This is a genomic window from Occallatibacter sp. (assembly GCF_049582745.1).
In the GTDB taxonomy this organism is placed as follows: Bacteria; Acidobacteriota; Terriglobia; order Terriglobales; family Acidobacteriaceae; genus Telmatobacter.
Genome location: NZ_JBAUUO010000010.1, coordinates 1 through 15,124, shown reverse-complemented (window position 1 = coordinate 15,124; position 15,124 = coordinate 1). Strand labels below are relative to the sequence as shown.

Sequence of the window (15,124 nt, the reverse complement as noted above, 5' to 3'; positions counted from 1 at the left end):
CCTGAAGGATCAGCTGGCTGCGCCCATCGACAAGATCTCGAAGAGCGCGGATGCCTTCCGGTTGTGGAAGTCCATCTGATCGGCCTTCAGCGGCTTGCTGAAGAGGAATCCCTGCACGTCGTCGCACTGCTGATCGCGCAAGAACTGCAACTGCCGTTCATTTTCGACACCCTCGGCTGTGACCGTGAGATTCAGGCATTTTGCCATCTGGATGATTGCGGCGGTGATGGCTTCTTCGTTGCCGTTGTGGTGCAGGTCATGAATGAAGCTGCGATCGATCTTTAACTTGCTGACGGGGAGTTGCTTGAGGTAGCTGAGGCTGGAGTAGCCGGTACCGAAGTCGTCGATTGCGAGGCGAACGCCGAGCGCCTTCAGCTGGCTGAGAACCTCAAAGCGCATGTCCTCTGTAGCAAGCAGAAGGCTTTCGGTAATCTCCAGTTCCAGGTGCTCGGGGTCCAGTCCGGTCTCCTTCAAGACTTTTCGCACCAGTTCGCAGAAGCCAATCTGTCGAAATTGAACGGCGGATACATTCACGGCGACCGGCACCTTGCTGCCGATCTCGTGCCAGGAGTGAGCGTGGTGGCAGGCGGTCCGCAGGACCCACTCGCCAATGGGAACAATCATCCCGTTCGCTTCGGCGATCGGAATGAATTTTTCCGGCGAAACCAGGCCGAGTTCTGGGTGCTTCCATCGAAGGAGAGCTTCCCAGCAGGACACGGCGCCGGTTCGCAAGTTGAATTCAGGCTGGAAGACAAGGTAGAACTCCTGCCGGTCGAGGGCTCCGCGCATGCTGTTGTCGAGCTGGAGGCGCTCGACGGCCTGCGCCGTCATTTCTTCAGAGAAGAAGCTGAATGTGTTGCGTCCCCTGCTCTTGGATGCGTACATGGCCGCATCGGCATTCATGATCAGCGTCTCGACATCATGGCCGTGCTCAGGAAAGACGCTGATGCCGATGCTGCAGGTGACGTTGAGCGAATTTCCGTTTAGATTGAAGGCCGGCTTCAACTCGTTCGCGATCCGCTCAGCAACAATGGCCGCATCGGCGGCCGAGTTGATCGGCCCAAGAGCGACCAGGAATTCATCTCCTCCCAACCGGGCAACCGTGTCTTCTTCGCGGGCGCATGCCTGCAGTCTTTGCGCAATGCTCTGGAGCAGCTCATCACCCCGCGAGTGGCCGAGACAATCGTTAATGACCTTGAAACTGTCGATGTCGAGGTGGAGAACAGCCAGCTTTTGCCACTCCCGTTTCGCGACCGCGATGGACTTGGAGAGCCGATCGTGCACGAGCGCTCGATTGGGCAGGTGGGTCAGTGGATCGAAGTAGGCCAGAAACTGGACTCGGTCCTCGGCAAGTTTTCTCTCAGTAATATCGACCAGAGAACCCTCGAAGATTCGGCTCTCGCCGTCCTGCCCACCGACTGCTTTAAGGCTGCACAACGCCCAGCCCACTGTTCCATCCAGCCGCTCAAACGATCGTTCAGTGCCGATCGTGAAGCTCGCATTGGCTACGGTTTCGTGAAATTTCTGCACGATTTGCTCTGCCCGCGCGCTGTCTCCAAGCAATTCGTGGCGTCCGCGGTATCCAAGCATGCGAGCGCATGCATCGTTGCAATCGAGAATCCTGCCGTCGGCCTCTGCGATGTAAAGCCCGGTAAGGTTGCGCTCGAAGATGTTGCGATAGCGTTCTTCGAGCGCCATCTCGTTCTTGAGCTTTTCCGTGATGATTTCGGTCTGTCTATGTACGCGCCTGCGGAGGATAAAGACCCATCCAATGACGGCCAGCGCGCCCATCGTAAGACCGAAGAGCAAATAGACTGCTCTCTCCGGAGTGAGCCATGTCGGAGAGGAAAGTACCTGAATGTCCTGCGCCGACCGAAGAACAACCTCGAATTGCGACGGATTACCGTTCTCATCCGCTTTAACAGCACAGATGCCCGTCAAAGAGATCCGGCTTCCCTCTTGAATATTCACAGTGGATTTGCCGGAATGAGCCAGATCGGCTTCAAAGATCACGTGGTCGTCGGACTCAACGACCAGTTCTTTTTGATTGAGAACCTGGCGATAGGAAGTCAGGGTGCCGGCGATGCTGATGAGCTGAGCATCAGATTTGCCCTTGAGAGCGTCGCGGCCGGTGATGGGCGTACTCGTTGGCAACCAATGCTCGCCGGTAGGACGAAAGCTCGCAGACTTCAGGACGGGGCTATAGTTGCCCGCCGAGGGAAATCCGATGACTTCAACCTGGTCGCCTTCCCGGATCGGGCTTCCATCCTGGCTCTCGGCGTAGAGTCCGCCCGAGCCATCGGTCATATAGATGCCCTGCTGGGGAAACCTTGCAGTGACCGTGCCAACGACCTTCACCCTGTGCTCGTCGGGAAGGTCGGGTGAAAAGCGTCGCACGTTAGCAATCGGAATCACCGGAACTGCGAAAGGATCTTTGGGAGGAACCTCGAGAACCTCGAGATTGTCGAGCGAAGGCATGAACACATGAAAAGATACGAACTGATTTCGGCCGTTGAATGAGGCTCCGCACACTCCGCTGAACCGGACCTTCGCATCAATCAGCTGGACAGGAAAAGGCCCTTGATAGCGAGGCACCCTCACCTTGAAGGCTCCGGTGGGCGTTGCGACATCGATCACCAGGACGTTGCCTTCGGCCTGTTGAACAAACGAGCGAACCACACCATCGAGTTGCACCCATTGGCCGTCGAAGGAACCCGTGGCCGCATCGTCGTAAGAAATCAGCCGTGCTCTCGGCGGCGCCGACTTCCCTGTGACAGTCCAGTGCGGGTTTTGGATGTAAGGGCTGAAGCCGAAGCCCACCATTCCGCGAAGATCGAGCACCTGGCCCGGGGTTGGCGGCTCGGCGGTAGAGCCGTGCAGGTCGACCCAGATGCCGCCGGTCGCGTCCTGCACGAACAGGTTGGGTGCAACAGAATCGTAGTAAGTCACCACGCCATGCAGATGAGCGCGGAATTCGCTGTTCGTTGAAGCCTTGAGAAGGCGGATCTTCTGGACCGAGGTCAGTTCTACCGGATGCGGAGTCTCTGCGATCGTCGGGAGTGCGCCGCCAGCAAGCACCGCGGCGACAATTCCAAACCGCAGGCTCCGCCGAACGAGAGAGAACGCGGAGGCCTGGGCAGGTGTCAGTTCCGGTTCCAACCTCCGGTCAACAGCCAGCCGTCCCATCTCTGCTCCCTGATCAATCCAACATTCCGTTCAAGCAGATCGCCATCTTTGCGACTGCACTTTCAAGGGATTCACCCAAAAGTGAGGTTAGGCTAGCACAGGTTTACTCGTGGGTAACTTCCCCTTCCGGGCTAAATTGGTTACGTTTGGATACCTTATCCACGACGCAAGTCCGGCTTTTGAGAACACTTGGCTCTATCTGCCGATCGACATCACGGGGTTACCTCGCTTGTTCTGCCGGAGGGGTCTTCTGCGTCCAGACCCGATAATGCGGCTTGTTTTGATTCGAATCGCCCTAATTCGAGGGGGCAAATGCAGCGCGGACTGCCCGTTTTTGTCCGATCGATAGCATTGGTCCCGACAATTTTTTGCGTTCCGATGAAACGGCGCACGGGGAGGTAACACTATTCCTCGTAAACCGAAATTGACGCCCCTGCGCCAATTCCGAAAACCAGGCAGCATGACTCCCTGGACCAACGGATCGCAACAGACCCAGATACGGTTGCGCATCCCGGCGAATACGGTTGGCCTCGGAACTACACGGATCGAGAGGAATGGAAATGAACTCCCCTGCTGTCAATCCCATCGCTCCATCGACTCATCCCGCTCTTGAGTTGATTGCGCTCGCGCAGCTTTCGCCGGAAGAAGCCGGGCAAAGACTTCGAGCGCTGTTGCTGGCGAACCCGAAATATTTTGGAAATATCCCACCCACTTCCTTTCATGCGGTCCTCAAGATCCAGGAAGACACCACCTACGAAGGCATCTCTTGTGTTGCCTACGACGCCCAGTTCGAGCAGCTCCGCGCCACAATCGATATCAAGCAAACCGCAGGCTACTCGGGCGTGGCTCGGATCAATGGTTCCGAAGAGTTTGTTCGCTTTTATGTTTCTTACGACGGTGGCGCGAAGTGGCTCGACCAGGGGATGCGTTCGGTGAACGTGTCCGACGCAATTGTGCCAAGGCCCCTTGCCTGCGAGGTGGTCCTGCGGATCGCGTCCTTCGGGAAATCCGGCTCGCGGAAGCCGCAGCCGAGGATACGTGCCATTCTTTCGTGGAACTCACCGCCGCCGGCGGGCGCACCCAATTGGACACCGGTCTGGGGCAATGTCGTGGAATCCGATATGGAGATCAAGGATTCGCGGATGCGCTTCTCCATAGGCATGAAGACCGCCACAACACGGGTTGAACTGCCGGAGTCAACCCTGCAGGCCGCGAAGATGAAAGAGCGGTCGGAGCCGGTTTTTTCTGCCGAGAAACAAAGGCATGTCTCCGCGCCGACACTTCCCTCCTCCAATACCGATCCGGGTCATCTATTTCTGGTGTACTTGTTTGCCAGGGCGGCTCGGCACACCTTGCTCGGAAGTCTTAACCCTGCATTCAGGGCTATCGACGCGCCGCTGTGCGCTCCTGTAACGCAGGCGTTTCCAATTCCCAATTCAACAGAGGCACAGTTTGCAGCAGCTTTCTAAACAGCATGGGGCCCTTCAAGATCGACGGTCCTCCCCCAACGCAGACGGGGTTCCTCAGAGACTGGGCTCCGTCTGCGGCCCCCCAAAGCGGAGTCATACGGAATGCATGAAGGTACCAACATCCTGGGCGTTGCTACATTCGCGACCCGCATGCGGCGAGTGAGACGCGGCACCCTTGAGAAAGTCCAGCCTGGTTATCTGAGACAACTTCGCCTGAAGTTCCGAAGCGGTGCAGTTGCCGGTTGGATAAATTGCTTCACTGATTTCAGCCTTTGGTTCTCTCTACCTTTGTCGATCTGGCTCAGTACTGGCTGGGTCGGATTGATCTTCCAATGGCAAGCCATTGCGAGGAGGACCCGCCAGACGGAGGTTACAGCCAGTGACCTGATGCCAATTCAGGAACGGAATGTCCGTCGTTGGCGCGCTTCTCATGCGCCGGTCAGATGAACAGGTAAACAGGGGAGATTGAGGGAAATCGTAACCCTCCCCGACGGGGAAACAGACCCCGCAAACAACGAGCAGGTGATTCACGTGTCTCTTTCAACACCGGCCTTGCAGGACGCGGCCCCACCCCGAAAGCACACCAGTTCACGCGTACGCAATCCCCGACGTCACATTGCGCAAGTGACGCCAATGCTATACTTACGTCCTCTCGGGTTGGCGGAGAATACTTTGCAGTTTCGTTCATTCGATGCAGGTTACATCGAAAATCTTTGCGCTGGTGACCGGGCTACCCAGGACCATTTCGTAGGGTATTTCTCGGAGTTGATCCATCTAAAGCTGCGCTCGCGGCTCCAGTCCCCGCAGGCGATCGAAGACGTACGCCAGGAGACCTTTGCGCGCGTCCTTGCCATTCTCCGCAAGGAGAACGCCCTGCGCCAGCCGGAGCGCTTCGGCGCTTTTGTCAATACTGTGTGCAACAACGTCCTTCTGGAGCATTACCGGTCATCGAGCCGCAGCCAGTCGCTGGACGAGGAGGGCATGCCGGAACCGCATGCCAAGGGCCCGGACGTCGTAAGCGTCATCGCATCAAGCGAATTGAGAGCGAAAGTCCGTGAGATTCTGCGCGATCTGCCGCCGCGCGACCGCTCCTTGCTGAAGGCCGTATTTCTCGACGAACGGGACCGGGAAGAGGTCTGCCGCAATTTCGGAGTCGACCGGGAGTATCTTCGCGTCCTCCTTCACCGCGCCAAGCAGGATTTCAAGGTCGAGTACCTCAAACGCATGAACACGGGAATGAGCGCAAATCATGCTGAAACGATTTGGTGACTGAATTCACCATCTTTTGACACCGGGATCTGCCGTAGATTTAGGCGGGTCACTTGAGGAACTGACGCAATGGATCACAACGAAGCAACACAACAGATGGCCGCGGAACGATATTTGCTGGGCGAGCTCACGCCGGAACTCCGTGATGCATTTGAGGAGCATGCATTTGATTGCCCGGAGTGTGCGGTAGACCTGCGCGCCGGTGCGGCTTTTATCGGCGCTGCCAAAGTTGAACTACCTAAGCTCGCCGAGACCTCCGCAGCGGTCCCGAAGCCGGAGATCATCCATCCGACGAAAAAGAGATTCGATTGGCAAGCATGGCTGCGGCCCGCCTTCGCCGTTCCCGTCTTTGCCGCATTGCTGGCCCTGGTTGCCTACCAGAATCTCGATACGATTCCCGCGCTTCGGAAGGCAGCAAGCGAACCGAGCGTGCTTCCATCCACAGCTTTCCATGCCGGTACGCGCGGTGCGGCTCACGCCTCAGTTGAGGCAGATCGCACGAAGGGCGCGGCACTTTCGATTGAACTTCCGCAGGAATCCGGCTATGCATCGTTCGCCTTCGATTTGTACGATCCTCAAGGTAAAGAGCTTTGGACGCGGACGGTGCCCGGCTCCAAAGCCGGATCCGATGACGACGGAACCGTCTCACTTGTGATTCCCGGCAGCGGGTTAACGGAGGGCTCGTATTCGCTAGCTATCATTGGCATCGATGGCCAGGGATCGCGCACCGAAATCGACAGGCGTATCCTCGATGTACATTTTGTTGACTAAATGCGTTGACTCTGTTTTTTGGAAAGTGAGAAAAGTATGCCCGGGGAGCAAAAGAGATATCACATCTACGACGCAGAAGCAGAAGCATTGTCAGGCAGTCTAAGGTTGCCGCTCATTCAGGAAGTTAAGCCTCCAACATTCGTGAAACTCAACGAGCGGGGCGGATACCTTTCTCAGCATGCGGAGAATTACAGGCTCGGAGGTGCTGTCTCTTTCCGCTCTGCCTACACGCAGGTGGCAGGCAATCCCGACACCAAGGCCGACCACGGCTGGAACACTCTGTGTACATCCGTCATCGAAGGCCTGAACGTGCTGGACATCGTGACGGCCGACCGCATCGTTTGCCAGATCTCAACGGACCATCCGCTCGTAGGATATGTTCCGACCGTCACGTTCCTTGGCACACGATTTGATAACCTTCGCATCGCGGGTCACACCGTCAAGCTTGACCTTGACCTGAACATCCTCGGCGACAAACCGAAGGGCGATGCCTCCTACACAAGCAATCGCGACTTCATCAAGCGCGTCGCGGCGCAACGGGATCACATCCAGAGCCAGAAGAATGTTCCTACCGATATCTCCAAGCGTTACAATCGACTTCCCGCGATAACAGCTAAACAAGGGAAGATCGAATGTTCGTTGGTGAACCAGTCGGAGGGAGGCTTTCCGGGCCGGTGCTTCGGAAACGCGATCGATGTGCCGAACTTTGGCAAAATCTATCTCGCGCCCCTGACCCTGGAGCAATCGGACTTCGACACGTCAACAGGCGCTCCCAGAAAGACGATTATCAGCCTGAACATGATCGAAATGGTCATGGGCTGTGTGGGCGGCGGAACACTGCTGGGCGGCGGCGGCAAGACGAACGGCGGAACTCAACCATAGCGCCAGACCTTTCACTGCGTGCCGGTCGCGAATGAACGCAGTTTCGACCGGCTCGCAGACCGGCAACCGGAATTTGCGTCGAGGCTTTCGACGGGTTAAAGGAATGCCTCGTCTGTGGTCGGTCTGGGCCGTGGCAATGTTGTTGCTGATTCCGCTGAAGGACACACACACTTTCACTGCCAGCGTTGATTACAACGAGGCCAGAGAGTTATTCCTGCGTGGCTATCTGGAAACAAGCCAGCAGAAAGCGCTGCAAGGATACAGGCGGTCGTTGGCCTCAATGCCCGAATGGGCCTCGAGGTTTCAACTGCTAGAAGCTGAGACTTTGGAATGGCGTGGGATGTACGAGGATGCTTTGCGGATTCTCGCTGCACCCGCCCCCGCTCTGAATAGCCAGGAACAAGCTATTCAGAAGTTGACAGCTGAAAGCGTAGCTCTCACTCATCTGCATCTGTTTTCTAACGCAAATGACAAACTGGAGAAGGCCGAGAAGTTGTGTGAAAGCGAATCCTTCGCTGCGTGCGGTGGCGTTTCAAGGGCTCGCGGCGTCTTTGCCATGGAACGCGGACAGATGACGGAGGCGCGGCAGTCTTTCCTTAAAAGTCTTTCTTTTGCCCAGGCCCATCATGACGAGTTTCTGGAAACGACCGCGCTCTCAGGTCTGGGATATGCCTCTCTTCAAAGTGAGCGCTATGACGAAGCGGTGGACTGGTCGACGCAGGCATATCGGTCTGCCGTCGATTTGGACGCGGAAGACATGGCGCAAGTCGCTTCTGGAAACCTCGGTTGGGCATACTTTGAGCTCGGAGACAGGGAGCGAGCGTTGGAATTGTTTCTTGACGCCGAGACCCGCGCGGCGAAACTTGGAGACCTTCGGTTCGAAGTCAAATGGCAGACTACCTTGGGTGACGTGTATTGGAGTACGGAGAATTTTGCTCAAGCGACGCGGTCATATGCCGCTGCCTTAGTTCTCGCAAGGCATATCAATAGCACGGACGACATCGTCGACATTCTTGAAGATCTTACGCATGCTTCGATTGACGCCGGCAAACTTGACGCAGCGAAGAGGTACTTACTGCAGCTCGATCCGCTGGTGACAGCTAGCAACAATCGGCTTGACGCGCTCGATGTGAAGTTTGCCCAGGCAAGAATCGCAGCAGCAAGCCGCGACGACAAAGACGCAGAATCACTTTTCCACGAGGTCGAAAAGGACCCCGCCAGCCAGACATCCATGCGGTTCGGCGCAGAGCACGAACTTGCCCGACTCTATGAATCGGAAGACAAAACCGCTGACGCCGATCGAATGTATCGGACCTCGCTCTCCACCTTTGAATCTGCGAGGGCTTCACTCAAGAGCGAAGAATCGAAGCTTCCGTTCCTTGCCAATGCCACCGGCATCTACGACGACTACATCCACTTTCTCGTGGCTCACCACAAGACGGACCAAGCGCTCGCGCTTGCTGATCGCAGCCGCGCTCGAACCCTGGAGCAAGGGCTTGGGGTGGTCTCCAATTCCAGGTCTATCTCTCTTGCTTCACTGCATCCCGGTGAGATCGCGCGCAAGACGAATGCGACGCTTCTGTTCTACTGGCTGGGCGAGCGCGAATCTTATCTATGGGCGATTACGCCTGCGAAGACAACCATGTTCACGCTGCCTGCCCGGGCCCAGATAACACCGGTCGTTGAACGATATCGCAAGACATTGCTCGGCTTGAGCGATCCGATCGAAACTTCCAATGCGGATGGAGTTGCGCTTTATCGGATGCTTGTCTCGCCGGTCCGTGAACTGATTCGGCCTGGGTCCACAGTCATACTTCTGAACGACGGCGTGCTCAGTCAGTTGAACTTCGAAACGCTCATCGCTCCCGAGCCGACTCCCCATTACTTCATTGAAGATGCAACGCTCGTCTCCGCATCGTCCCTTGATTTGCTTGCTTCCGCGAAGCCGACCGAGCGAACCGGGAATAGACTGCTCCTGGTGGGCGACGCTGTCTCGCCGAACGCCGATTATCCCGACCTGCCAAAGGCAGCATTTGAAATGGCACAGATCGAGCAGCACTTCTCTGCCTCGGAAGTGACCGTCTTTGCGCGAGAGAGAGCCACCGCCGAATCTTATCTGGCAAGCGAGCCACAGCAGTTTGCCTACATTCACTTCGTGGCCCACGGCGTCGCCAGCCGCACCGACCCGCTGGACTCGGCAATCATCCTCTCCCGCTCAACGGCTGAAGCGGATTCCTTCAAACTGCATGCCCGCGACATCATGAAGCATCCTATCCATGCGCGCCTGGTTACCATCTCAGCCTGCTATGGGAGCGGCACCCGTACCTACGCGGGAGAAGGGCTGGTTGGCCTGGCGTGGGCATTCCTGCGCGCTGGCGCACACCACGTCATCGGTGCTCTCTGGGAGGTGAGCGAGGAATCGACTCCACGCCTGATGGACTCTCTTTACCAGGGACTTGCAGACGGCCAGACTCCCGCCGAGGCGCTGCGACAGGCTAAGCTCACGCTGCTGCACTCCAAGGGAGAGTTTCGCAAACCCTTCTTCTGGGCACCGCTTCAGATCTACACGGGTGTTTAGCAAAATCGATTTATGGATTCCACCGGGATAATCGGCTGCCATCGCCCGCCAATTCCTCGAGGCGATGCGTTCTCGGAATGCAACCCTCTTTTTCCGCTGTTTACCGACACGCTACAGCGCCTCACTTGCACGCTGGACCTGATTAATCCATACGGCAAACAGGATTTCGCGGAAAAATCTTTTATGAATGGTTCTTGAATAGATGACGATTTCATGATACTTTGAAGCAACTTTCGGAAGGATTCCCACCCCAGTCCGGGGATGCCGCCCGAAGGTACACGGTTCCCCGCCGTTCGAAAACAATGTGCGATCTACTACGAATCAACAACAGATTCTCAACGACGTTTCCCACGCATGAAATGGCAATTGCAATTCTGACATTTTCCAGCGCACAACGCGTTCGTGTGCAGTAGATCAAGGCTGATCGTGAATTTCCCGGACCCGTCGCGGTTATGCGGTTCCAGGAAAATGGCGAACCTAATAAAGACTCCGGGGCATGAACCCACGGGCAGGTTCGATATTTTTCGCGCATCAAGCTTTGAAAGCGGTCAATTGGAACGGTACATCCAGCGATCCAGGATTTTAGCGGTTCTTCCAAGCATTCGGTTTTCGGTTCTCGACCCATCGAGAAAGGCCGAATTGGGAGCGCCGGGAAATCTTGCCGCTGGGTCATACGCCGAGAAGCCGATTCACATCGATCATCGGCCTTTTGCAACACTGTGTGTCCCGTCACGGGACTCAATTCAACTACCTGGAGGGGCAGTTTAATGACGCAGCTTCAATCACGATTCTCAATGCGAGCGATCGCGCTTCTATTGTTCCTGTGTTGTATCGGCGTGACGTTCGGTTTCGCGCAAGCCACAAATACGGGCACAATCGTCGGTTCGGTCACGGATCAGAGCGGTGCTGTGATTCCGGACGCAACCGTCACCCTGACCGACGTTTCAACGAACAACAGCCGCACGACAGTCACGGGCCACACCGGCCAATATGTTTTTGTCAATGTTCCTCCGGGCTCGTACAACATCAGCGCGACCAAGACTGGATTCGAACTCAACAAGATTGCGAATCAAACTGTGCAGGTTGGCACGCAAACCACTGCAAACTTCAAACTGCATGTCGGGAGCGCGCAGCAGACGGTCGAGGTACAGGCCTCAGGAACCGATCTGCAGACCCTGAACGCAACGGTCGGCAGCACCGTTGAACAGGAGGCAATCGCACAGCTTCCCAGCCTTCTCCACGACGCCGGCACCTTCACAACCTTGCAGGTGGGCGTCAGCCCAGACGGCAGCGTAGCCGGAACAGTGGTTGACCAAAGCACATTCCAGTTGGACGGGGGCAACAACACCAACGACATGGACGGCAGCATGTCGGTATATACCGGTTCGTTTGCCGGTGATCCGACAGGAATCGCGAACCAGAATCGAAACGTGGCGGCCGGCGCGACAGGTGTGATGCCCACTCCCACAGACAGCGTGGAAGAATTCAAGGTCAATGCGACCAACCAGACCGCCGATTTTAACAACTCGGCCGGCGCCCAGGTTTCGGTTGTGACCAAGCGCGGAACCAACAGGTGGCATGGCACGGGCTACGAGTACTACCTTGACAACAACTTCAGCGCCAACACCTGGGATAACAATTCGCATGCCGCGGGTGACGCATATGCGCCTCCGCCCTCGTACCACTACAGCAAATTTGGCTTTGGCGGCGGCGGTCCTATCCTGCCTCATTTCATGGGCGGCAAGACCTATTTGTTTGCCCTTTACCAGGGATATCGCTACCCGAATTCTACGATTTACAAGCGCCCGGTGCCCTCTCCTAACTTGAAGAACGGCCTCGTGACGTTCGGTGACACAACCTATGATTTGGCTGCCATCGATCCGCGTCATATCGGCATCAACCCCACCGTGCAGCAAATGTGGAACACATACGAACCGGATGGGCTCGCCGGATGTCCAGCCTATGTTTCGCAAACGTGCGATGGCGTAAACGAGTACGAATTCAAGGGCACCTTGAACCTCCCTACAAAAGATAACTTCTTTGTTGCCCGCCTCGATCATGACTTCAGCGACAGGTGGCACTTCATGTCCAGCTATCGCTATTACAAACTCACGACAACCGCGACCAGCCAGATCGACATCGGTGGATTCTTCACCGGCGACAAACTGGGTCAGGCGGCTTCCGCCGCCAGCCGTCCGCAGCAGCCGTGGTATTACGTGGCAGGACTTACCACGAACATCTCGTCGTCCCTGACCAACAATTTCACTTTCAGCTATCTGCGCAACTACTGGTCATGGGCCACCAAAGACGCACCACCGCAGGTCTCCGGCCTTGGCGGAGCCATGGAGCCGGGCGGTGAAACCTCCACCCCTCTTGCACCCTTTAACCTCAACACGCAATCGATCCGCACCCGCTTCTGGGACGGCCAGGACCAGTTCTATCGTGATGACTTGACCCTGATAAAAGGCAACCACCTCATCACCTTTGGCGGCCAATACCAGCACAACTTCAACTACCACCAGCGCTCCGATAACGGCGGCGGCATCAACTACACTCCCACTTACCAGCTCGGGTCGAGTGGTGGAACCGGCGCGGGAAGCGTGGACCTCTCGGAGTTACAGGCTGCCGGTTATCCAACCAGCACCGCTGCCACCCGAGTTGCGGCAGAAGCGCTTGGAATCGTAACCGCGGCCCAAGTGGCGTATACCCGTCAGGGACCGACGCTGGCCCTGAACCCGCCCCTGACCCACGCGTTCGACAAGAGCACCATCCTCTACTACAACACGTACTTCAGCGACACCTGGCACATGAAACCCTCGTTTACCCTGAGCTACGGCCTGGGGTGGACCCTGGAGATGCCGCCGACAGAAGCCAGCGGCAAGCAGACGGTGCTCGTGGACGCTGCTGACGAGCCCGTAAAGACGGTGGATTATCTGGCGCAGAAAAAGGCCGCCGCTTTGAAGGGCCAGGTCTACAACCCTGAACTCGGCTTTGCTCTTGTTGACAACGTCGGCAAGGGGAGCAAATATCCCTACAATCCGTTCTATGGCTCCTTCAGTCCTCGCGTGGGCGTGGCCTGGAATCCGCGCTTCGACGGAGATGGCATCGGAAGCAAGATCTTCGGCCATGAAGGTACAGTCATTCGTGGTGGCTACGGCCGCGTATACGGAAGACTGAATGGGGTCAACCTGGTGCTCGTGCCACTGCTGGGCGTCGGCTTGATCCAGCCTGTCCAGTGCACCAAGGCACTCGCCGACGGAACCTGCGGCGGCGCCGACGGAACCGTCAATGGAACCGCCTCAACAGCCTTCCGCGTCGGTGTGGACGGCAACACCGCCCCACTCGCAGCGGCCAGCCCAACACTGCCACAGCCGGTGTATCCGGGCTACAACAACGGTGAGTCATCCGCAGCAGAAGGCCTTGATCCGGATTTCCGGCCCAACGTCTCCGACTCGTTCGATCTCACCATCCAGCGCCAGATCAACCGCAACAACACGCTGGAGATTGGCTACATCGGACGCCGCATTCAACACGAATACCAGCCGTACAATCTCAACGTCGTTCCCTACATGATGGTCTCCGGCGGCCAGGATTTCAAATCCGCATATGCTGCCCTTGAAACAGCATTGGGGTGCGCCACATCTGCAGCCGCTTGCGGAACCGGCAGCACTTCGGGGATTGCGGCTCAGCCGTTCTTTGAATCCGCGCTCGGTGGCCCCAACTCCGCCTATTGCACCGGTTACGCCAACTGCACCGCGGCTGTGGTTGCCAAGGAAATCGACAACTTGACTTCGCAGGCTGTCTGGAGTCTCTGGTCAGACCTGGACAACGGCAAATTCAACTTCGGCGCTCCCACCATGCAGAATAATGGAGACGCCACCCACCCGGCGATTGCGTCGAGTGGTCTTGCTCTCAACGCCAGCACCGGCTACGGCAACTACAACGGTCTGTTCCTCTCCTTGACCACGCAGAACTTCCACGGGCTGATGATGCACAACAATTTCACATTCAGCAAGGCTCTTGGAACAGGCGCCTTTGTGCAGGCAACCAGCGAATACACTCCCAACGACGCCTTTGACCTCTCCAAGATGTATGGGTTGCAGGCGTTCAACCGCAAGCTTGTGTACAACTCCTACATGGTGTATCAGCCGGGGATCTTCAAGGGGCAGCAGGGCGTCCTCGGCCGTGTAGCTGGTGGCTGGTCGTTTGCCCCGGTCTTCACTGCGGGCAGCGGCGAACCGCTCTATTGCGACACTGTCACGGATGGTCAATCCTTTGGCTCCTCCGACACCAACAACTACTACACCAACGAGCAGTGCGTCTTCACCAGCAAGTACAAGGGAGGCAATTCCTCGCACTACAGCGTCGCTGGTTCGAACGGTGTGGGTACAGGAACGGCCGGAAGCGGTAGCAGAGCCGTCAACATGTTCGCCAATCCGGAAGCGGTATTTGACCAGGTTCGCGCTCCCATCCTGGGCATCGACTCCAAGAATCCCGGCGTCGGTCCGATCTCCGGGACCTCCTACTGGAACGTCGACATGAGCGTGGAGAAGAATGTCAAGGTCTATGAGAGCGTCGCTCTCGATTTTTCGGTGATCTTCACCAACGTCTTCAACCACAACATCCTCAGCGATCCGGGATTGAACCTGAGCGACCCGACCACATGGGGCGTGCAGGGCGGCCAAGGCAATACTCCCCGCAAGATGGAGTTCGGCATGCGCGCAAGCTTCTAAACTGCAACTCGAACCAAAAAGGGCCGGGAGCCAAACTCCCGGCCCTTATTATTTGCGCGGCCTGGACCGCCGATGAATATCGAGGTCGCGTCATCACCTTCATCCCGGCGCACTAGAGCATTTTCATAATTACTGTACTCCGTAACCGCAGTGCCGGAAGAAAGCCTGCGCGTTTTGGGGAGTGATGGCGTCGATGGCCCGCGCGATGGCTGGTTCCAGCTGATCGAGCGCGCGGG

Annotated in this window: 7 protein-coding genes; 6 read left to right on the top strand and 1 reads right to left on the bottom strand. The window is 57.0% G+C overall.

Annotation, left to right across the window (positions count from 1 at the left end):
* Window positions 1–9: 9 nt before the first annotated feature.
* Window positions 10–3,186 carry a putative bifunctional diguanylate cyclase/phosphodiesterase gene (locus tag WCA10_RS01060; RefSeq protein WP_472820626.1) on the bottom strand — a complete coding sequence of 1,059 codons (3,177 nt, stop codon included), beginning with the start codon at window positions 3,184–3,186 and terminating at the stop codon, window positions 10–12.
* A gap of 560 nt (window positions 3,187–3,746) precedes the next feature.
* Here WCA10_RS01060 and WCA10_RS01055 point away from each other — a divergent pair.
* The 6 genes from WCA10_RS01055 (at window position 3,747) to WCA10_RS01030 (ending at window position 14,888) form a co-directional block, all read left to right on the top strand.
* A complete protein-coding gene (locus WCA10_RS01055; protein WP_472820625.1) occupies window positions 3,747–4,655 on the top strand; it encodes a hypothetical protein in 909 nt (302 codons plus the stop codon).
* A 672-nt stretch (window positions 4,656–5,327) separates the two neighbouring features.
* Window positions 5,328–5,924: an RNA polymerase sigma factor gene (locus tag WCA10_RS01050; protein ID WP_472820624.1), complete on the top strand. Its 597-nt coding sequence runs from the start codon at window positions 5,328–5,330 to the stop codon at window positions 5,922–5,924.
* Between the two features lie 69 nt (window positions 5,925–5,993).
* Complete coding sequence (locus WCA10_RS01045) at window positions 5,994–6,695, top strand: zf-HC2 domain-containing protein (protein WP_472820623.1); 702 nt, start codon at window positions 5,994–5,996, stop codon at window positions 6,693–6,695.
* Window positions 6,696–6,731: 36 nt separating this feature from the next.
* Complete coding sequence (locus tag WCA10_RS01040) at window positions 6,732–7,577, top strand: hypothetical protein (protein ID WP_472820622.1); 846 nt, start codon at window positions 6,732–6,734, stop codon at window positions 7,575–7,577.
* A gap of 103 nt (window positions 7,578–7,680) precedes the next feature.
* The gene (locus WCA10_RS01035; RefSeq protein ID WP_472820621.1) at window positions 7,681–10,155 is read left to right on the top strand and encodes a CHAT domain-containing protein; all 2,475 of its coding nucleotides are present in this window, start codon (window positions 7,681–7,683) and stop codon (window positions 10,153–10,155) included.
* Between the two features lie 767 nt (window positions 10,156–10,922).
* The gene (locus WCA10_RS01030) at window positions 10,923–14,888 is read left to right on the top strand and encodes an outer membrane beta-barrel protein (protein WP_472820620.1); all 3,966 of its coding nucleotides are present in this window, start codon (window positions 10,923–10,925) and stop codon (window positions 14,886–14,888) included.
* Window positions 14,889–15,124 lie beyond the last annotated feature (236 nt).

Bases quoted from the DNA above. Each gene is read 5' to 3' on its own strand.
- WCA10_RS01060 (WP_472820626.1), bottom strand. From the start codon at position 3,186: ATGGGACGGCTGGCTGTTGACCGGAGGTTGGAACCGGAACTGACACCT.
- WCA10_RS01055 (WP_472820625.1), top strand. From the start codon at position 3,747: ATGAACTCCCCTGCTGTCAATCCCATCGCTCCATCGACTCATCCCGCT.
- WCA10_RS01045 (WP_472820623.1), top strand. From the start codon at position 5,994: ATGGATCACAACGAAGCAACACAACAGATGGCCGCGGAACGATATTTG.
- WCA10_RS01040 (WP_472820622.1), top strand. From the start codon at position 6,732: ATGCCCGGGGAGCAAAAGAGATATCACATCTACGACGCAGAAGCAGAA.
- WCA10_RS01035 (WP_472820621.1), top strand. From the start codon at position 7,681: ATGCCTCGTCTGTGGTCGGTCTGGGCCGTGGCAATGTTGTTGCTGATT.
- WCA10_RS01030 (WP_472820620.1), top strand. From the start codon at position 10,923: ATGACGCAGCTTCAATCACGATTCTCAATGCGAGCGATCGCGCTTCTA.